The sequence below is a fragment of the Streptomyces sp. DH-12 genome (assembly GCF_002899455.1).
Lineage (GTDB): Bacteria > Actinomycetota > Actinomycetes > Streptomycetales > Streptomycetaceae > Streptomyces.
Genome location: NZ_PPFB01000001.1, coordinates 6,063,938 through 6,082,698, shown reverse-complemented (window position 1 = coordinate 6,082,698; position 18,761 = coordinate 6,063,938). Strand labels below are relative to the sequence as shown.

The window sequence follows — 18,761 nt, the reverse complement described above, 5'->3', positions numbered from 1 at the left end:
GCGACGGACCCGGCCCCGGGCACCGCGCCCGCGGATCAGACGCACACCGCCCGCAACGCGCGGCCCAGCACCTCCGGGGCCTCCGCCAGGGACGGGCCGTACCAGGTCAGGTGGCGGCCGCTGAGGAGGGCGCAGGGGAGGCCGGGGAAGGCTTCCGGGCCGTCGTCCGCCGTGAAGCGGTACGGCTCGTCGGGGAGGACGACCAGGTCCGGGCGGGCCGCCCGCAGGTCGTCGAGCGGGACGCGCGGGTACCTCTCCGCATGGTCCGCGTACAGCGTGCGCACGCCGAGGCGGGCCAGCAGGTCGCCCGCGAAGGTGTCGCGGCCGAGGACCATCCACGGGCGGCGCCAGACGGGCACGATCGCCGTGCGGTGACCGTCGGACACCGGCGGTGCCTCCCACGCGGCCTCCGCCTCGTCCAGCCAGCCGGGACGGCTCCGCACCCCGCACGCGGACAGGACGCCGTCCAGCTCGGTGAAGGCCTGCGGCAGGGTCCGTACGCGCGTGACCAGCACGTCGAGGCCCGCCGCGCGCAGGGCGTCCAGGTCGGGCGGCCGGTTCTCCTCCTCGTTGGCGATCACGAGGTCGGGGGCGAGGGCGGTGATGCGGTCCACCGCCGGGTTCTTGGTGCCGCCGACGCGGACGACGTCGAGCCCGGCGGGGTGGGTGCACCAGTCGGTGGCCGCGACGAGCGCGCCCGGCGCGGACACGGCCACGGCCTCCGTCAGCGACGGGACGAGGGAGACGACCCGTACGGGACTCATCGGCGCGGCTTGGTGTTCCGCAGCGCCTCGATGTGCTCGGCGACGGCGACCACCAGCAGCCGGGTCTCCGGCACCGTGGCCCGCCAGCGGTGCCGGACGCCGCCGGTGAGGTACAGGGTGTCGCCGCGCCCGAGCCGGTAGGCGCGCCCCTCCGCCTCGATCTCCACGGCGCCCTCCGCGACGTACATCAACTGATCGTTGCGGAACTGCAGTTCACGTCCGGCGTCATGGTCGCCGGTGAACTCGGAGGCGTGCATCTGGTGGTGGCCGCGGACCAGGGACCGCACCCGTGGCTCGGTCCACGGCCCGGCGCCCTCCGCGCGGACGACGTCCACGCTGCACGCCGGGTCGGCGGCGGCGAGCAGTTCCACCGCGGTCGTGCGCAGCGCGTCGGCGAGCTTCTCCAGGGAGGTCTGGCTGGGACGCGCGCGCTCGTTCTCGATCTGGCTGAGGAACGGGACCGACAGACCGCTGCGCTCGGCCACGACGGCGAGGGTGAGATCCAGCGCGCGGCGTCGCCGCCGCACGGCCGCGCCCACCCGCAGGGGCTGTTCCTTGTGGTCGCCCATCGCTCCGGCTCCCTCCTTCGCCGCTCGTCCCGCACCCGACCGCCGGGGTTCCGGCGCTCTTCCCTTGCCGAGTTGTGTGCACCCTACGCATGTTCGGCGAACCGTTTCAGGCGCCTGTCACGTCGCCGTCACGTGCGGCCGGTGCGGACCTCACAGTTCGCGCCAGCCGCCCGCCGGGCCCCTCGGCACGCCTCGGATGCGAAAAGGCGTGTTCCCGCCATTGTTCACCGTCTCCGCCGGAAGGTCACGGGGAGGCCCGGGAAGCGGATCGCGCTCTGTGGTTGTCCGGATTCCTACGGTGGCGGCGGGGCGGCTCCGCACGGCGCGGGGGGCGGGTCCCGGACGTCCCCGGGGGACGCTCCGGGACCCGCCCCCCGGGGACGCGGCCGGTACGGCGGCTACTGCGGCGTCATCCGCTCCACCATGTCCGGGTGCTCCTCGAGCCAGGCGGCGACGGCCTCCTCCTCGTTCCCCTGGCCGCGGTTCTTGATCTCCGCCTCCAGGGAGCCGAGCTCGTCCTCACTCATGTGGAAACCCTTGATCCACTCGGTGAGCCGGGGGTACTGCTCGGGGAACTCCTTGCTGGCGATGGTGTGGATGGTGTTGGTCTCGCCCCAGGCGCGCTTCGGGTCCGCGAGCTTGGTCAGCTCGTAGTCGTTGTACGCCCAGTGCGGCGACCAGAGCGTGACCGCGACCGGCTGCTTCTTGGCGTAGGCGCGCTTGAGCTCGGCCAGCATCGCCGGCGAGGAGCCGTCGACGACCTCGTACTCGTCCTCCAGGCCGTAGGCGGGCAGCACCTTGTTCTTCAGGATGTCCATCTGGCCGGTGCCCGGCTCGATGCCGACGATCCGCCCGCCGAACAGGTCGGACTTGCCCTTCAGGTCGGCCAGGGACGTGACGTCCTTGACGTAGGAGGGCACGGAGATCTCCAGGGAGACCGGTTCGTACCAGGTGCCGAGGTCGGTCAGTCTGTCCTTGTTCGGCTCGTAGAAGTTCTTCTGCGAGTGCGGCAGCCACGCGTCGAAGTTGAGGTCGATGTCCCCGGACGCGAGGCCGGTGTAGACCGGGCCGACGTCCATCTGCTTGAGGTTCAGCCGGTAGCCGCGCCGCTCCAGGACGTTCTTCCACAGGTGGGTGACGGCGACGTCCTCCTCCCACGGGAACCACGCCACGTCCAGGGTGCGCTTCGCCTCGGCGGGGGTGTCGCCGACCGCTCCGGAGCCCACCGGGGCCAGCTTGTCGACGACGCCCGGGTTGTCCTTCAGCCAGGCGCGCACGGCGTCCTGCTGGCGGCCCTTGCCGGCCTTGTTGATCTCGGCCTCCAGGCTGGTGAGTTCCTCCTCGCTCATCGAGAAGTCCTTCAGCCACTGCCCGACGACCGGGTTCTCGGCGGCGAATCCCTTGCGGGACACCAGGTGCACGGCGTCGCCCTCGCCCCAGGAGCCCTTGGGGTCCTCGAGCTTCTTCAGGTCGTAGTCGCTGTACGCCCAGTGCGGCGACCAGAGCGTGACGACGACCGGTTCCTTCTTGCTGTAGGCGCGCTTGAGCTCGGCCAGCATCGCCGGGGTGGAGCTGTCGACGACCTCGTACTCCTCGTCGAGGCCGTAGTCGCCGAGCACCTTGCTCTTCAGCAGGCCCATCATGCCGGCGCTGGACTCGATGCCGGTGATCTTCCCGCCGAAGGCGGCGGCCCTGCCCTTCAGGTCCTCCAGGGAGTCGATGTCCTCCATGTACGCGGGGACGGTCAGCTCCAGGGTCGTCTCCTCGTACCAGGTGCCGAGGTCCTCGAGCCGGTCGCCGTACTTCTTCCAGTACTCCGCGTGCGTGGTGGGCAGCCAGGCGTCGGTCTGGAAGTCGACGTCGCCCTGTGCCAGCGCGGTGTAGAGGGGCCCGGCGTCCAGCTGCTCGGCCTCGACCTCGAAGCCGCGCCGTTCGAGGATCTCCTTCCACAGGTACGTGGAGGCCACCCCCTCGTCCCACGGGATGTAGCCGATGCTGATCTTCTTGCCGTCGCCGACGTTCTCGTCGTCCGCCGCGGTGCCGCCGGACCCGGCGGTGCCGCCGAACAGGCCCATGCCGCCGGCCACCAGGGCCAGGACGACGATGCCGATCACGGCGACCTGCGGCCGGGGCCGGTAGGACCAGATCCTCAGCCCCTGCGCGGCGCGCGCCTTGGCGGCCGCGCGGCGGCCCAGCGGGGACACCTGGGTGCCCAGGGCGCTGGTCATGCGGTCCAGGTAGATCGCGAGGATGACGATGGCCAGGCCGGACTCGGCGCCGAGGCCGATGTTCAGCTGGCCGATGGCCTCGATGACGGCGCCGCCGAGTCCGCCGGTGCCGACCATGCCGGCGATCGCCGCCATGGACAGACCGAGCATGATCACCTGGTTGACGCCCGCCATCACCGTGGGGAGCGCGAGCGGGAGCTGGACGCGCAGCAGGGTGTTGCGGGGCGTGGTGCCGAACGCCTCGGCCGCCTCGACGAGTTCCTTGTCGACCTGCCGGATGCCCAGCTCGGTCATGCGGACGCCGGGGGCGAGCGCGAAGATCAGGGTGGCGACGATGCCCGGGGCGGAGCCGGTCCCGAAGAACAGGATCGCCGGGATGAGGTAGATCATCGCCGGGAGCGTCTGCATGAAGTCGAGGACCGGCCGGACGAAGGCGCTGACCCGGTCGGAGCGGGCCGCCCAGATGCCCACCGGCACCGAGATCGCCAGGGCGATCACGGTGGCGACGATCACCAGCGCCAGCGTCACCATCGAGTCCTCCCACAACTCCATGGAGTCGAGGAAGGCGAAACCGGCGAAGGTGAGGACGCCGGCGAGGGTGCCGCGCAGCCAGAAGGCGATGACCGCGAAGATGCCGCAGAGGAGCAGCGGCTCGGGGGCCTGGAGGACGGCGTTGACACCGTCGTAGGCGCCGGTGAAGACGGCCTTGAAGAAGTCGAACAGCCAGGTCAGGTTGGCGAGCAGCCAGTCGACCGAGCTGTTGACCCAGTCGCCGAGCGGAATCCTAGGCACGGGCCATCACCTTCCCGCCCTTGTCCCTGGGGCTGTCGCAGACCCCGGGGTCCGCCTCCTCGTCGCCGAGGAAGCCGAGCAGGCGCTGCCGGGGCACGACGCCGACGAGGTCGCCGTCGTCGACCACGGCCACCGGGTGCGGGACGCGCGCGCTGATGGCGCACAGGTCGGTGAACGCCGTCCCGGGCGTGGCGGTCTCGCAGTCGCAGTCGGCCTCGTCGCCGCGCACCTCGGGATCCATCACGGACTGGGCGGTGAGCACGCGTGAGCGGTCGACGTCCTGGGTGAAGGAGGCCACGTAGTCGTTGGCCGGCCGGATCAGGATGTCCTGCGCGGTGCCGATCTGCACGATGCGGCCGTCCCGCATGACGGCGATGCGGTCACCGAGGCGCATGGCCTCGTTGAGGTCATGGGTGATGAAGACGATGGTCTTCTTCAGCTTCTTCTGCAGTTCGATCAGCTGGTCCTGCATGTCGCGGCGGATCAGCGGGTCGAGGGCGCTGAAGGACTCGTCCATCAGCAGCAGGTCGGCGTCGGTGGCGAGCGCGCGGGCGAGGCCGACGCGCTGCTGCATGCCGCCGGACAGCTCGTCGGGCCACGAGTCCTCCCAGCCGGCCAGGCCGCACAGGGCGAGCGCCTCGTCGGCGCGGCGTTCGCGCTCGGCGCGGGGCACGCCCTGCACTTCAAGACCGTAGGCAGCGTTGTCACGGACGCTGCGGTGCGGGAAGAGCGCGAAGTGCTGGAAGACCATGCTGATCTTCCGGGACCTGACGTCCCGCAGCTCGCGGTCGGACAGGGCGGTGAGGTCCTGCCCGTCGAAGCGGACGTGTCCGGCGGTCGGTTCCAGCAGACCGTTCAGCATCCGCAGCAGGGTGGACTTGCCGGAGCCCGAGAGGCCCATGACGACGAAGATCTCGCCCGGCTCCACGGAGAAGGACGCGTCGATGACGGCGGCGGTGACGCCGTCGGCCCGCAGTCCCTCGCGGTCCGCCGTGTTGGTGCGCAGTCGTTCGACTGCCTGGTCCGGTCGTCTGCCGAACACCTTGAACAGGTGCTCGGCCTCAAGCCTTGATGACACACGTACCTCTCGTCTCGGCGACAGATGCCGGAGCGATGCGCGGCGGGCCGGGGCCCGCGACCGGTTGAAAGCGCAACCGGCATCGTTCCGCGGCCGCGCCTCCCCTGTTTCGAACGGCGCAAACTTTTCGTGTGCCGCCTCACAGATGTGGCGCAGCACGCAACACGTTGCGCGAAGACGTACGCGCGTGCCGTCAGGACGGTGCTGTCGGCAGGGTGGGGCATGATGCGGGGCGTGACCGGACTGATGCTTCTCGACACCGCCTCCCTCTACTTCCGCGCCTACTTCGGCGTCCCGGAGTCCGTCAAGGCGCCGGACGGCACGCCGGTGAACGCCGTGCGCGGGCTGCTGGACTTCATCGACCGCCTGGTCAGGGACCACCGGCCGGAGCACCTGGTGGCCTGTATGGACGCCGACTGGCGTCCGCAGTGGCGGGTGGACCTGATCCCGTCCTACAAGGCGCACCGGGTGGCCGAGGAGCGGGCGTCGGGGCCGGACGCGGAGGAGGTTCCGGACACGCTGTCGCCGCAGGTGCCGGTGATCGAGGAGGTGCTCGACGCGCTGGGCATCGCACGGGTGGGCGTCGCCGGGTACGAGGCGGACGACGTGATCGGCACCTTCACGGCGCGGGCGGACGGCCCGGTCGACATCGTCACCGGCGACCGCGACCTGTACCAGCTGGTGGACGACGCGCGCGGGGTGCGGGTGCTGTACCCCGTCAAGGGCGTCGGGACGCTGCACGTCACCGACGAGGCCGCGCTGCGCGGGAAGTATGGGGTGGACGGCAAGGGGTACGCGGATCTGGCGCTGCTGCGCGGCGACCCGAGCGACGGCCTGCCGGGCGTGCCCGGCATCGGGGAGAAGACGGCGGCCAAGCTGCTGGACCAGTTCACCGACCTGGCCGGGATCCTGGCGGCCGTGGACGACCCGCGGTCGAAGCTCACACCGGCGCAGCGCAGACGTCTGGACGAGGCGCGGCCGTACCTCGCGGTGGCGCCGAAGGTCGTCCGGGTCGCGGACGACGTCCCGCTCCCGGACGTCGACACGGCCCTGCCGCGCGCTCCGCGCGACCCGGCCGCCGTCGAGTCCCTGGCCGCGCGCTGGGGCCTGGGCGGGTCGGTCACCCGCCTGCTGGGAACCCTCGCGGAGCGGTAGGTGCTAACTTAGGTATACCTAACTGCGACAGGGAGGCCTCTCATGGCAGAGCGACCGGCACGCGCGCCGCGCACCCCGCACACCGGCGTGGTCGTCCGCACGGAGCGGCTGACCCCGCACATGCAGCGCGTGGTGCTGGGCGGTGAGGGCCTCGCGGCCGTCTCGGCGGACACCTGCACCGACCATTACGTCAAGCTGCTGTTCCCGGCACCGGGCGCGGTCTACCCCGAGCCCTTCGACCTGGAGCGGATCCGCGCCGAGTTCCCGCGCGACCAGTGGCCGGTGACCCGGACGTACACGATCCGCCACTGGGACGCCGAGCACCGGGAGCTGACCCTCGACTTCGTGATCCACGGCGACGAGGGTCTGGCCGGTCCGTGGGCGACGAACGCGCGGCCCGGCGACGTCGTCCGGTTCCTCGGTCCCGGCGGCGCCTACGCCCCCGACCCCGCCGCCGACTGGCACCTGCTGGCCGGTGACGAGAGCGCGCTTCCGGCCATCGCCCGCGCCCTGGAGTCGCTGCCGCAGGGCGCCCGCGCGTTCGCGTTCCTCGAGATCGCGGGCCCGGAGGAGGAGCAGAAGATCGACTCCGACGTGGAGATCCGCTGGCTGCACCGCGGGGACCGCAGGGTCGGCGAGGCGCTGGTGGAGGCCGTGCGCGGGTTGGACTGGCCCGAGGGCCGGGTGCACGCCTTCGTCCACGGCGAGGCGCATTTTGTGAAGGAACTGCGCCGTCTGCTGCGGGTGGAGCGCGGCATCCCGCGCGAGGACCTGTCCGTCTCCGGCTACTGGCGCCAGGGCCACGACGAGGACGGCTGGCAGGCATCGAAGAAGGAGTGGAACGCCCGCATCGAGGCGGAACAGGAAGGCGCCCGGGCGTCGGCCTGACCGTCCGCCCCCTCAGCGGCAGCCCGCCAGGGGCGCGGGGAACCGCGCGTTCGGCCTCCACCGCCCCGCACCGGCAGGTGAACCGCACCCCGCCCCGTACCCTTGCCCCACGTGAGACGCAGACGCCCCGCCCCGCCCCCTCCCCTGCCGCAGCGCGACGGAGTGGACCCGGTACGGGTGCGTCTGCCGGCCGGCGGACCGGGAGCGACCGTCCGGGAGCACCTGGTGCTGCGTCTGGCCGCGGACCCCGCGCAGATCGACGCCCTGTTCACCGCGGGCGGGATCGTCGGCGCCGACGGCCGTCCCGTCCCGCCCGACACCCCCTACGCCCCGGGCCTGTGCGTGTGGTTCCACCGCGAGATGCCCGCCGAGACCCCGGTCCCTTTCCCCCTGCGCGTGGTGCACCAGGACGAGCACCTCGTGGTCGTCGACAAGCCGCACTTCCTGGCCACCACCCCACGCGGCGGCCACGTCCGGCAGACCGCGCTCGCCCGGCTCCGCCACGAGCTGGGCCTGCCGCGGCTGACCGCGGCGCACCGCCTCGACCGGCTCACCGCCGGGCTGGTGCTGTTCACCGTGCGGCCCGAGGAGCGCGGCGCCTACCAGACCCTGTTCCGCGACCGGCGGGTGCACAAGGAGTACGAGGCCGTCGCCCCCTACGACCCGGCCCTGGGCCTCCCCCGCACCGTGCGCAGCCGGATCGTGAAGGAGCGCGGGACGCTGACCGCGAAGGAGGTCGAGGGCGAGCCGAACGCGGTGACCCGGGTGGAACTGCTCGCGCACCGGGCGGACGGCCTGGGCCGGTACCGGCTGGTGCCCGGTACCGGCCAGACCCATCAGCTCCGGGTCCACATGAACGCCCTCCGGGTGCCGATCCTCGGCGACCCCCTCTACCCCGAGGTGACCGCCCCCGCCCCGGCCGGCGACTTCCGGCGGCCGCTGCAACTGCTGGCGCGGGAACTGGCGTTCACCGATCCGGTGACGGGGGCGGAACGCCGGTTCACCAGCGGCCGGGTGCTCGGGGCGTGGGCCTCGTACGAGGAGTGGGCGGCGGGTCAGTAGCCGCGCCACCACCGCAGGAAGCGCTGCCAGGCGCCCTTCGGCGGCTCCGGCTGCGTGAGCGGCGGGGGCGGCACGGGCGCCCCGGCCGGCGCCGCACCCGAGGCCGGCACCGGAACCGAACCGGCGGCCGGAGCCCCGCCGGCGCCCGCACCCACGCCCGCGTCCCCGCTCCCCACGGCAACCGCGGCCGGAGCAGTCGCAGCCGCCGGCGCCGCCTGCCGCGGAACCCCTCCGATCTGCCAGTCGTACGCCGCCGGCGCGTCGTTCTCGTGCGTCGGCGGCTGGGTGACCTCCTGCTGCGGCCGGGGCGTGAAGTGCACCGGCAGCGACACCAGATGGCGTGAGGCGATGGACTCGGTGAAGGCCAGTTCCTCCTCGGCGCAGCTCAGCTCCACGTCCGGCAGCCGCATGAGCAGGGCGTCGACGCCGACCTCGGCGATGACACGGCCGATGTCCTGGCCGGGGCACTCGTGGCTGCCGCCGCCGAACGCGAGGTGGGAGCGGTTGCCCTGCATGTCGGCGGTCGGGTCGGGGCGGACCCGGGGGTCGACGTTGGCCGGCGCGGGCGCGAACAGCAGGGCATCGCCCTTGCGGACGCGCTGCCCGCCCAGCTCGGTGTCCTGCTTGGCGTAGTAGGCGAAGATGGTGCTGAACGGCGGTTCGTCCCACAGCAGTTGTTCCACCGCCTGGGGCACGGTCATCTGGCCGCCGTTGAGCTGGGAGCGGAAGCGCGGGTCGATCAGCACCTGGCGCAGCACGTTGGCGAGAAGGTTGGCGGTGGCCTCGTAGGCGGCGATCAGCACCACCCGCAGGTGCTGGCTGACCTCCTCGTCGCTCAGTCCGGCCGGGTGGCTGACGAGGTGGCCCGCGAAGTCGTTCCGCGGTTCCTCGCGGCGGCGGGCGGTGAGGCGTTCCAGCGCCGCCATCACGTGGGCGTTGCTCGCGATGGCGGTCTCGGTGCCGCGGATCATGTCGCGGGCGGCCTGCACCATGCGGTCGTCGTACTCGTCGGGCATGCCGAGGACGTGGCACATCACGGCCATCGGCAGGTGCTCGGCGTACTGGCCGACCAGGTCGGCCTCGCCGTCCTCGCAGAACCGGTTGACGACGCGCTGGACGCTGCGGTTGACGTACCGGCGCAGGCTGCGGAAGTCGGTGGCGGCGACGGCGGCGTCGAGGGCGCCGCGCCAGCGCCGGTGCTGCTCGCCCTCGGTGTGGGCGCACGTGGGCTGCCAGGCGATGTGCGGCATCAGTGGGTGCTCGGGCTTGACCAGTCCGTCGCGGAGCGCGGACCAGACGCGGCTGTCCTTGGTGAACTGCGTGGGGCTGCGCACCAGTTGCTGGCTCTCGGCATGGCCGAGCACCACCCACAGCGGTACGTCGTCGTGGACGAGCACGGGCGCCACCGGGCCGTGCTCCTCGCGCAGTTGCTCGTAGAGCTTCTTGAGGTCGTCCGACGCGTGGAGGCGGGCGAGTCCGCCGGGGCCGCGGCCGTGCGCGGGGCATCCGGGGGGCGGCTCCGGCCGGGCGTCGTCACCGGCCGGGCGGTCCGGCGTCAGAGGATGGGACTCAGGCGTCACTGTGGTCGCTCCGAAAGGGGAAAGGCAGAAGATCCGGGGAGAGGGCTCGCGCGTCAGGCGAGCGATCCCGTCATGGCGAGCGAGTGCAGGAAGCGCATCAGGGTCATCAGGACGTCGCGGCTGGAGGCGCGGCGCCGCACGTCGCATTCCACGATGGGGATCTGCTCGGTCAGGTCGAGCGCGGCCCGCAGGTCGGAGAGGGGATAGCGGGGCGCGTCCGGGAAGGAGTTGACGGCGACGACGAAGGGCACACCGCGTTCCTCGAGGCGGCCCATGACATCGAAGCTGACCTCCAGGCGGCGGGTGTCGACCAGCACGACCGCGCCGAGCGCGCCCTCGAACAGGCCGTTCCACAGGAACCAGAAGCGCTCCTGGCCCGGCGTGCCGAACAGGTACAGCACCAGCTCGTCGGTGATCTTGATGCGGCCGAAGTCCATGGCGACGGTGGTGGCCGTCTTGGACGCGGAGCCGTAGTTGTCGTCGACCCCGATGCCGGCCTGCGTCATGGTCTCCTCGGTGGTCAGCGGTTTGATCTCGCTGACCGAGCCGACCATGGTGGTCTTGCCGACCCCGAACCCGCCGACGATCACGATCTTCACCGCGGACTGCGCCGTGTGGGGCAACTGGTCCTCGGCACGTGGGCCCGGGATGGTGTCAGAGCCGTTGAAGTCCATGCATCACCGCTTCGAGAAGGGAACGGTCCGGGAGCGTCTTGCGGACGATGGAGGAGCGCGCCTGGACCAGTTCCGCCGTCAGCAGTTCGGTGACCAGCACGGTCACCACGCTGAACGGCAGACTGAGATAGGCCGACAGCTCGGCCACGGACAGGGGGGCGACGCAGAGCCGGAGCAGCGCCGCCTGCTCGGGGGTCGCGGAGGGCGGGGGGTCCGGGGAGCGCGCCACGATCAGGGTGACCAGGTCGATGTCGGCACGCTCGCCGTCCGGTCCGGCCACGACGTACAGCCGCTCCGGGTTGCCGCCCGCGCCCTCCTTCGGGGCCGGGGCGGCCGGCTGTGCGGGGGTGCGCCTCTGGCGTTGCGGAGGAGTCATACGGGCTGCCCGTTCCGTCGGGGCGGGCTGGTCAGATGGGCGCCGATGCGGACGACGAGGTCGCGCATCATGCCGCCCATGCGGCCGGGTTCGCAGGTCATGTCGGAGAGGACCGCGAGGTAGGCGTTGGCGCCGGCCGCCATGAGATAGAAGTAGCCCTCGTCGATCTCGATGAGCACCATCTTCATCTCACCGTCGCCGTACGGGAGTTCCTGCGCGACGGCGGAGGCGAGGCTCTGCACGCCGGCGCAGGCGGCGGCGACCCGGTCGGCCGCGTCCGGCTCGCCGCCGTAGCGGGCGATGCGCAGGCCGTCGGCGGAGAGCACCACGATCATCTCGACGCCGGGCACGCCGTCGGCGAGCTCCTTGAGCATCCAGTCGAAGTTGGCTCGTTGCTGGATCACTTGAGGTCCCCCTCGTCCTCGGCCTCGGTGCGGGCCGGTTCGTTGATGAGATGCAGGTAGGCGGTCGGGTTCCGGGTGAAGTCGGTGGGGTGGACACCCGGGTCGAGGTCCTTCTTCAGGCCCTCCCAGAAGGCGTCGACCCACAGCCCGGGTTCGCGGTCGTTCCGCTTCTTCTCCTCGGGCTCGGCCGCCGCCCAGATGTCGTGGTACTCCTCGCCGCGCTCCTTGGCCTCGCGTTCGGCGCGCTCGGCGGCGGCCTGCTCGGCGTAGCGCTGGGCGAGCGGGGTCTTCACGCGGCTGCGGCGCTGCGGCAGTCCGCCCGCGGTCCACTCGGTGACCTCGGGGACATCGTCCTCGAGGGCGGCCGTGGCGGGGATGCGCGGGCTGGTGGGACGGCGCTTCTTGGGAGGGCGCTGCGGGCCGGGGAGGGCGTCGACGGGGCGGGGCACGGCGGTGGCGCCGATGCCGTGGGCGAGGCCGACGCCGGGCTCGTCGGTGATCATCTCGCTGGGGACGACGAGGATGGCGCGGACGCCGCCGTAGGCGGAGGCGCGCAGCGACACCTGCATGCTGAACTGGGTGCACAGGCGGCCGACGACGGCGAGGCCGAGGCGCGGGTTGGCGCCGATCTCCTGGAGGTCGACGCCGCGCTGGGCGCGGTCGAGGATGTCCTCGATGCGGGCGCGGGCCTGCTCGTCGAGGCTGACGCCGGCGTCCTCGATCTCGATGGCGACGCCGGTCTGCACCTCGGTCGCGGTGACGCCGACCTTGCTGGTGGGCGGCGAGTAGCGGGTGGCGTTGTCGAGGAGTTCGGCGGCGGCGTGGATGACCGGCTCGACGTAGATGCCCTTGATGTTGATCTTGGCGATCGACTTCAGGTCGATGCGGCGGTACTCGAGGATGCGGGACATGGCGCCGCGCAGCACGCTGTAGAGCGCGACCGGCTTGGGCCACTGGCGTCCGGGGCGGCCGCCGCCGAGGACGGAGATGGAGTCGGCGAGGCGGCCGATCAGCGCGGTGCCGTGGTCGATGCGCAGCAGGTCGTCGAAGACCTCGGGGTTGCGGCCGTGGTCCTCCTCCATCTCCCGCAGTTCCTTGGCCTGCTGGTGGACGATGGCCTGGACGCGGCGGGCGATGGAGACGAAGGAGCGCAGCGAGGAGTCACGCAGGTTCTCCTCGTCGTCGATGATCTGGAGGACCTTGCGCAGCAGCACCTGCTGGTACTTGGGCAGGTCCCGCCAGGACGGGTTGAGCCGTGGCAGGTCGCGCATCACCTCGTCCGGCTCGTTGCCGGCGTGCAGGTGGCCCAGGCAGGTGGGGAAGACCTTCTGGATGAAGTACTCGGTCTCCGTGTCGTGGGCGGCGATCCGCGCCTCCAGATACGCACGGTGACGCTCGTGTTCGGCGCGCGCCTCCCGCAGCACCCGGCCGCGGCGCACCGCCTCGGCCGCGGTGGCGGCCACCAGCAGGGTCGCCACGGCGCCGCACACGCCGACGGCGATCCGGGCGGGCTCCGTCACCAGGGCGACGGCGGCTCCGGTCGCCGCGGCCATCACTATGGCCGGCAGCACCAGCGCGCGTGCGTAGGGAAGGTGGACACTCGCCATGTGAGCCCTCTGAAGCGTGTCGACTGACGGTCGGGAACGTGCACATAAGGGAACAAGCGCACGAATTCGTCTCAACTCGGTGCGCTGCGGGCGAGCCTAGCCCGACGGGATCATCGCCAAGTCATATTCAGCAAGTGCCGGAAACGGCCCCTGAGGCAGGAGTACGCTCAGAGTCATTTACACGGTCCGACACTGTTCGAACACACCACGTCACGGCGTACAGGCGTACGACGGCCACTCACCGTCACGGATGAACCGGGCCCTCGGAACGGCGGTCATCGCCCTCTCGGAGGCGCTCTCGAGCCTTCCCGCCCGGACCGCCGGTGATGCGGCCGCACGAGGGCGCGCACAACGCGGAAGCCCGGCGCACGGGGGGCGCACCGGGCTTCCGGGGACGGCGGCGAGGACGGTCAGCCCACGGAGGAGTAGGCCACCACCCCGCGCAGCAGGCCGTCCACGGCCTTGCGGGCGTTCTTCGCGACCGTCGAGTCCTCGGCGACCGGGGCCGCCGCGGAGATCTGCCCCAGCACGTCGATGACCTGCTTGCACCAGCGCACGAAGTCGCCGGCCGGCATCTCCACCTCGCGCAGCACCTCGTCCAGGCCCTTGCCGGAGGCCCACATGTAGGCGGCCCAGGCGAAGCCCAGGTCGGGCTCGCGCTGGCCCACGCCCTCGGTCTGGCTGATCCGGAAGTCCTCCTCCAGCGCGTCCAGCCGCCCCCAGATGCGGACCATCTCGCCGAGCGCCGCCTTCGCCCTGCCCGCGGGCAGCTTGGGCGCCATCGCGTCGTCGGCGACCCGCGACTCGTACACCAGCGCCGAGACGCACGCGGCGAGTTCGGCGGGGCCGAGGCCCTCCCAGACCCGCTCGCGCAGGCATTCGCTGGCCAGCAGATCGAGTTCGCCGTACAGCCGGGCCAGCCGCCTGCCGTGCTCGGTGACCTCGTCGCCGCGCAGGTAGTCCATCTCCGTCAGCAGCGCCACGATGCGGTCGAAGGTGCGGGCGATGGTGTTCGTCCGGCCCTCGATGCGCCGCTCCAGCTGCGAGGTGTCCCGCAGCAGCCGGTGGTAGCGCTCGGCCCAGCGGGCGTGGTCCTCGCGGTCCTGGCAGCCGTGGCACGGGTGCGCCCGCAGCGCCTTGCGCAGCCGCGCGATCTCCCGGTCGTCGGCCGCCGGGGCGCGCTTCTTGCCGTGCCGGTCGGGCACTATGTGGCCGGCCTTGGTGCGCAGTGCGGAGGCGAGGTCCCGGCGGGACTGCGGGGAGCGCGGGTTGAAGGACTTCGGGATCCGCATCCGCTCCAGCGCCTCCACGGGCACCGGGAAGTCGATCGACGCCAGCCGCTTCACCTGCCGCTCGGCGGTCAGCACCAGCGGGCGCGGACCGTCGTGGTACTCCACGCTCCGGTGGCCGTTGGTCCGCCCCGCGGGCAGCCCCGGGTCGAGCACCAGCGCCAGCCCCGCGTACTTGCCGGTGGGCACGTGGATGACGTCCCCGGGCTTCAGCTTCTCCAGCGCGACGGCGGCCTCCGCGCGCCGCTGCGTCTGGCCCTGCCGGGCCAGTTCGTTCTCCCGGTCCTTCAGCTCCCGGCGCAGCCGCGCGTACTCCTCGAAGTCGCCGAGGTGGCAGGTCATCGAGGCCTTGTAGCCCTCCAGCCCCTCCTCGTTGCGCTGCACCTGGCGCGAGATGCCGACGACCGACTTGTCCGCCTGGAACTGCGCGAACGACGTCTCCAGCAGCTCCCGCGAGCGGTGCCGCCCGAACTGCTCGACCAGGTTGACCGCCATGTTGTACGACGGCTTGAAGCTGGAGCGCAGCGGATAGGTGCGCGTGCCGGCCAGTCCCGCGAGGTGCTCGGGGTTCATCCCGCGCTGCCACAGCACCACGGCGTGGCCCTCGACGTCGATGCCGCGGCGGCCCGCCCGGCCGGTGAGCTGGGTGTACTCGCCGGGGGTGATGTCGGCGTGCTGCTCGCCGTTCCACTTGACCAGCTTCTCCAGCACCACCGAGCGCGCGGGCATGTTGATGCCGAGCGCCAGCGTCTCGGTCGCGAACACGGCCTTCACCAGCCCGCGCACGAACAGCTCCTCGACGACCTCCTTGAAGGTCGGCAGCATGCCCGCGTGGTGGGCGGCGATGCCGCGCTCGAGGCCCTCCAGCCACTCGTAGTAGCCGAGGACGTGCAGGTCCTCGGGCGGGATGGAGGCGGTGCGCTCCTCCACCAGGGAGCGGACGCGGACCCGCGCCTCCTCGTCGTTGAGCCGCAGCCCCGCGTACAGGCACTGCTGCACCGCGGCCTCGCAGGCGGCCCTGCTGAAGATGAAGGTGATGGCGGGCAGCAGGCCCTCGGCGTCGAGCCGCTCGATCACCTCCGGCCGGCTCGGCGTCCACACGCGTGAGCGCTGTCTGCGCTCCCGTTCGCGGTCCGCCTCCCGCATGCCGTTGCGGCCCCGCCGGCGGTCGCCCCAGGACGGGCGGCTCGCCTCCAGCCGGGCCATGCGCGTCAGGTCGGGGTTGACGGCCCTCTTGTGGCCCTCCCCCTCCTCGAACAGGTCGTACATCCGGCGGCCGGCCAGCACGTGCTGGAACAGCGGCACGGGCCGGTGCTCGGAGACGATCACCTCGGTGTCCCCGCGGACGGTGTCCAGCCAGTCGCCGAACTCCTCGGCGTTGGACACCGTCGCCGAGAGGGAGACCAGGGTCACCGACTCGGGGAGGTGGATGATCACTTCCTCCCAGACGGCGCCCCGGAAGCGGTCGGAGAGGTAGTGCACCTCGTCCATGACCACGTAGCCGAGGCCGAGGAGGGTCTGCGACCCGGCGTACAGCATGTTCCGCAGCACCTCGGTGGTCATCACGACCACGGGCGCCTCGGAGTTGACGCTGTTGTCACCGGTGAGCAGGCCCACCTTGTCGCTGCCGTAGCGGCGGCACAGGTCGGCGTACTTCTGGTTCGACAGCGCCTTGATGGGGGTCGTGTAGAAGCACTTCCTGCCCTGCTGGAGGGCGAGGTGGACGGCGAACTCGCCGACGATCGTCTTGCCGGATCCGGTGGGGGCGGCGACCAGCACGCCCTTCCCGGCCTCCAGGGCCCGGCAGGCCTCCACCTGGAAGGGGTCGAGGCCGAAGTCGTACATCTCGCGGAAGGAGGCGAGCGAGGTGGCCTGCTCGGCAGCGCGCCTGCGTGCTGCCGCGTACCGCTCGGCCGGTGAGAGGTCCTCTGTCATCGTACTTTCGAGCGTACCGGGCCGCACCGACAACAGGACGATCATTATCCGGATCGTCCGCGTGAAGGAGGAGCGCCGGGGACCGCCCCTTCAGGGGCCGACGACCCGGACCGCTCCCGGCACGCAGTGGGCGGTCAGCGGCAGCGGCCCCACGGGTTCGCCGTCCGCGTAACCGGTGACGTCCGCGGCGGCCAGCTCCACGCTCGCCGCCCGCAGCACGGTCACCGCGGGGTGGTCGACGTGCGTCCCCCGGTAGACCCGGGGGAACACCCGCAGCAGCGTGGCCCGGCTGCACGCGCCCACCACCGTGATGTCGAACAGCCCGTCGGTGAGGTCAGCCCCGGGGCATATCCGCATGCCCCCGCCGTACGACGGCCCGTTCCCGACGGCCACCAGCGTCGCCTCGACCTCGCGGACGTCCCCGCCGTCCAGGGCGATCCGGTACGGCAGCGGCCGGAAGGCGGCCAGCTCGGCGACCATCGCCAGGTCGTACGTGAAGCGTCCGAGGGGGACGCGCATCCGGTTGCCCCGGTCGTTGACCCGGGAGTCGAAGCCGGAGGCGAGCACGGCGCCGAACCAGCGGTCTCCGATCCGGCCGAGGTCGACGTCACGGGACCGCCCGCTCCTGAGGGCGTCGGCGATCATCCGGCCGGCCGTGGCGGGTTCGCGCAGGGGCATGCCGAGCGCCCGGGCGAAGTCGTCGCCCGTGCCCGCGGCCACCAGGCCGAAAGGGGTGCCCGTGCCGACGACGGCCTGCAGGGCGAGGTTCGCCGTGCCGTCACCGCCGACGGCGATCAGCGCGCCGGTGCCCTCCTCGACGGCGGTACGCGCCCGGGACAGCGCGTCCTCGGGGCCGTCGCCCGTCACGGTACCGACGTGGAAGCCGGCGTCCCGCAGCGCGGAGGCAGCGGACCGCGCCGCGCGGACGCCCCGGCCGCCGCCCGCGGCGGGGTTCACGAAGAGGGTGATCTCGCTGGTCACGGGAGTGACCCTATGAGGTGCCGGCCCGTCCTCAGGTCACGTCGTCATAACCGTTGACGCGGTCCCGGGAGGTCTGCTCGGGCAGCGTGGTGACCGGTTCGGCCGGTTCGACGGCCTCAGGCGTGAGGTCGAGCTCGGACGCCTCGTCGTCGGAAAGTCCCTGTGCCTCCTTGCGGGCGCGCCGTCTGTCGTTCAGCAGCGCGAAGCCCACGGCGGCGAAGTACAGGACGACGATCGGCCCGGACAGCGCCAGCATGCCCACCGGGTCGGTGGTGGGCGTGGCGACCGCGCCGAAGACGAAGACGCCCATGACGACACCGCGCCACCAGCCCGCCATCCGGCGGCCGGACACGATGCCCACCATGTTGAGCATGGTCAGGAGCAGGGGCAGCTCGAAGGCCAGGCCGAAGACCAGCACCATGCGGATGGTGAAGTCGAGGACCTCGTCGAGCGACAGGATGTTCGCCGATCCCCCGGGCGTGAGACTCAGCAGCACCTTGATGCTGACCGGGAGGATGACGTACGAGAGGAGGGCGCCGCCGGCGAACAGCGGCACCGCCGCCGCGGTGAAGACGTAGGTGTACTTCTTCTCGTGCCGGTGCAGACCGGGCGCGACGAAGGCCCACAGCTGGTAGAGCCAGACCGGGCTGGAGATCACCAGGCCCGCCATGAGGCTCACCTTGATCGTCGTGGTGAACGGCGAGGTCAGCGTGTTGAACGACACGATGGCGCAGTTGCCGCCGTCGCTGTTCGTCAGGTCGTCGCACTTGGGCACCGGCTCGGCCAGGAACTGCATGAGCTGTTCGCTGTAGAACGCGGCGACGACCGACACCACGACGATCGCGAGCACGGCCTTGGCCAGGCGGTTGCGCAGCTCACGCAGGTGTTCCACGAGAGGCATCCGCCCCTCGGGATCCCTCTGCTGTTTGCGGGCAGACTTGAGCAACCCACGTTCCCATCTCGTGCGGCGGGCCGGAGGTCACCGGCCCTGCGTCAGCGCTTGGTCGTGTCCGTCGGCTCCGTGACCGGGCGGGAGCTGGTCACGTCGCCGGGGGCGGCCTGGATGGTGCGCTGCGCCGGGGGCTGCTCGCCGTTGGCCGGCGGGTCGGCCGGAGCGGAGGACTTGTTGTCCTCCTTCATCGCCTTCGCCTCGCTCTTCAGGATGCGGGCCGACTTGCCGAGCGACCGCGCCATGTCGGGGAGCTTCTTCGCACCGAACAGCAGGATGATGACGACGAGGATCAGAATGATCTCGGTAGGTCCGAGCCGTCCCATAAGTCTTTACCTTCTCACCGAGGCGGGTGGGTGGGGGGCTGTCCGACCGGTCGGACATGCGTCCGAAGGACGGTGCAGACAGCGATCGTAACGCCCAGGGGTGA

Annotated in this window: 16 protein-coding genes; 3 read left to right on the top strand and 13 right to left on the bottom strand. The window is 71.8% G+C overall.

The annotated features are described in order from the left end of the window. Positions 1-35: 35 nt before the first annotated feature. The 4 genes from C1708_RS26370 to C1708_RS26355 form a co-directional block, all read right to left on the bottom strand. Positions 36-764 carry a helical backbone metal receptor gene (locus C1708_RS26370; protein WP_106415022.1) on the bottom strand — a complete coding sequence of 243 codons (729 nt, stop codon included), beginning with the start codon at positions 762-764 and terminating at the stop codon, positions 36-38. Further along, a complete protein-coding gene (locus C1708_RS26365) occupies positions 761-1,333 on the bottom strand; it encodes a helix-turn-helix domain-containing protein (RefSeq protein ID WP_106415021.1) in 573 nt (190 codons plus the stop codon). Before C1708_RS26365 ends, C1708_RS26370 begins: the two co-directional genes overlap by 4 nt. 398 nt (positions 1,334-1,731) lie before the next feature. Next, positions 1,732-4,353 carry an ABC transporter permease/substrate binding protein gene (locus C1708_RS26360; protein ID WP_106415020.1) on the bottom strand — a complete coding sequence of 874 codons (2,622 nt, stop codon included), beginning with the start codon at positions 4,351-4,353 and terminating at the stop codon, positions 1,732-1,734. Then, positions 4,346-5,431, bottom strand: a complete 1,086-nt coding sequence (locus C1708_RS26355; RefSeq protein WP_106415019.1) for a quaternary amine ABC transporter ATP-binding protein — start codon at positions 5,429-5,431, stop codon at positions 4,346-4,348. The genes C1708_RS26360 and C1708_RS26355 overlap by 8 nt, the downstream gene beginning before the upstream one ends. 225 nt (positions 5,432-5,656) lie before the next feature. On the opposite strand from C1708_RS26355, the gene C1708_RS26350 reads away from it, so the two are divergent. The 3 genes from C1708_RS26350 to C1708_RS26340 all read left to right on the top strand — a co-directional run bounded on the left by C1708_RS26350 (position 5,657) and on the right by C1708_RS26340 (position 8,536). Further along, complete coding sequence (locus C1708_RS26350; protein ID WP_241911463.1) at positions 5,657-6,586, top strand: 5'-3' exonuclease; 930 nt, start codon at positions 5,657-5,659, stop codon at positions 6,584-6,586. A 42-nt stretch (positions 6,587-6,628) separates the two neighbouring features. Further along, entirely contained in the window at positions 6,629-7,474 is an 846-nt protein-coding gene (locus tag C1708_RS26345) for a siderophore-interacting protein (protein WP_106415018.1), read from the top strand. 111 nt (positions 7,475-7,585) lie between these two features. After that, the gene (locus tag C1708_RS26340) at positions 7,586-8,536 is read left to right on the top strand and encodes a pseudouridine synthase (protein ID WP_106415017.1); all 951 of its coding nucleotides are present in this window, start codon (positions 7,586-7,588) and stop codon (positions 8,534-8,536) included. On the opposite strand, the gene C1708_RS26335 is transcribed toward C1708_RS26340, so the two are convergent. The 9 genes from C1708_RS26335 to tatA all read right to left on the bottom strand — a co-directional run bounded on the left by C1708_RS26335 (position 8,530) and on the right by tatA (position 18,657). After that, on the bottom strand, positions 8,530-10,116 hold the full coding sequence (locus C1708_RS26335) for a cytochrome P450 (protein ID WP_106415016.1): 1,587 nt from the start codon (positions 10,114-10,116) through the stop codon (positions 8,530-8,532). The genes C1708_RS26340 and C1708_RS26335 overlap by 7 nt on opposite strands. Positions 10,117-10,169: 53 nt before the next feature. After that, on the bottom strand, positions 10,170-10,790 hold the full coding sequence (locus tag C1708_RS26330; protein WP_106415015.1) for a GTP-binding protein: 621 nt from the start codon (positions 10,788-10,790) through the stop codon (positions 10,170-10,172). Beyond that, positions 10,771-11,166, bottom strand: a complete 396-nt coding sequence (locus C1708_RS26325) for a DUF742 domain-containing protein (RefSeq protein ID WP_106415014.1) — start codon at positions 11,164-11,166, stop codon at positions 10,771-10,773. The genes C1708_RS26330 and C1708_RS26325 overlap by 20 nt, the downstream gene beginning before the upstream one ends. Beyond that, complete coding sequence (locus C1708_RS26320) at positions 11,163-11,570, bottom strand: roadblock/LC7 domain-containing protein (RefSeq protein WP_106415013.1); 408 nt, start codon at positions 11,568-11,570, stop codon at positions 11,163-11,165. The genes C1708_RS26325 and C1708_RS26320 overlap by 4 nt, the downstream gene beginning before the upstream one ends. Continuing rightward, complete coding sequence (locus tag C1708_RS26315; protein WP_106415012.1) at positions 11,567-13,177, bottom strand: ATP-binding protein; 1,611 nt, start codon at positions 13,175-13,177, stop codon at positions 11,567-11,569. Before C1708_RS26315 ends, C1708_RS26320 begins: the two co-directional genes overlap by 4 nt. 410 nt (positions 13,178-13,587) lie before the next feature. Beyond that, positions 13,588-16,446: a DEAD/DEAH box helicase gene (locus tag C1708_RS26310; protein ID WP_106415011.1), complete on the bottom strand. Its 2,859-nt coding sequence runs from the start codon at positions 16,444-16,446 to the stop codon at positions 13,588-13,590. Between the two features lie 45 nt (positions 16,447-16,491). Continuing rightward, a complete protein-coding gene (locus tag C1708_RS26305; protein WP_106415010.1) occupies positions 16,492-17,382 on the bottom strand; it encodes a diacylglycerol kinase in 891 nt (296 codons plus the stop codon). Positions 17,383-17,413: 31 nt separating this feature from the next. Beyond that, the gene (tatC, locus tag C1708_RS26300) at positions 17,414-18,283 is read right to left on the bottom strand and encodes a twin-arginine translocase subunit TatC (RefSeq protein WP_106415009.1); all 870 of its coding nucleotides are present in this window, start codon (positions 18,281-18,283) and stop codon (positions 17,414-17,416) included. A gap of 92 nt (positions 18,284-18,375) precedes the next feature. Further along, complete coding sequence (gene tatA / locus C1708_RS26295) at positions 18,376-18,657, bottom strand: Sec-independent protein translocase subunit TatA (RefSeq protein WP_106415008.1); 282 nt, start codon at positions 18,655-18,657, stop codon at positions 18,376-18,378. Positions 18,658-18,761: the final 104 nt, after the last annotated feature.

Coding starts and splice junctions, on each gene's coding strand:
- C1708_RS26365 (WP_106415021.1), bottom strand. CDS start 1,333: ATGGGCGACCACAAGGAACAGCCCCTGCGGGTGGGCGCGGCCGTGCGG.
- C1708_RS26315 (WP_106415012.1), bottom strand. CDS start 13,177: ATGGCGAGTGTCCACCTTCCCTACGCACGCGCGCTGGTGCTGCCGGCC.
- C1708_RS26325 (WP_106415014.1), bottom strand. CDS start 11,166: ATGACTCCTCCGCAACGCCAGAGGCGCACCCCCGCACAGCCGGCCGCC.
- C1708_RS26345 (WP_106415018.1), top strand. CDS start 6,629: ATGGCAGAGCGACCGGCACGCGCGCCGCGCACCCCGCACACCGGCGTG.
- C1708_RS26330 (WP_106415015.1), bottom strand. CDS start 10,790: ATGGACTTCAACGGCTCTGACACCATCCCGGGCCCACGTGCCGAGGAC.
- C1708_RS26350 (WP_241911463.1), top strand. CDS start 5,657: ATGCGGGGCGTGACCGGACTGATGCTTCTCGACACCGCCTCCCTCTAC.
- C1708_RS26310 (WP_106415011.1), bottom strand. CDS start 16,446: ATGATCGTCCTGTTGTCGGTGCGGCCCGGTACGCTCGAAAGTACGATG.
- tatC (WP_106415009.1), bottom strand. CDS start 18,283: ATGCCTCTCGTGGAACACCTGCGTGAGCTGCGCAACCGCCTGGCCAAG.
- C1708_RS26370 (WP_106415022.1), bottom strand. CDS start 764: ATGAGTCCCGTACGGGTCGTCTCCCTCGTCCCGTCGCTGACGGAGGCC.
- tatA (WP_106415008.1), bottom strand. CDS start 18,657: ATGGGACGGCTCGGACCTACCGAGATCATTCTGATCCTCGTCGTCATC.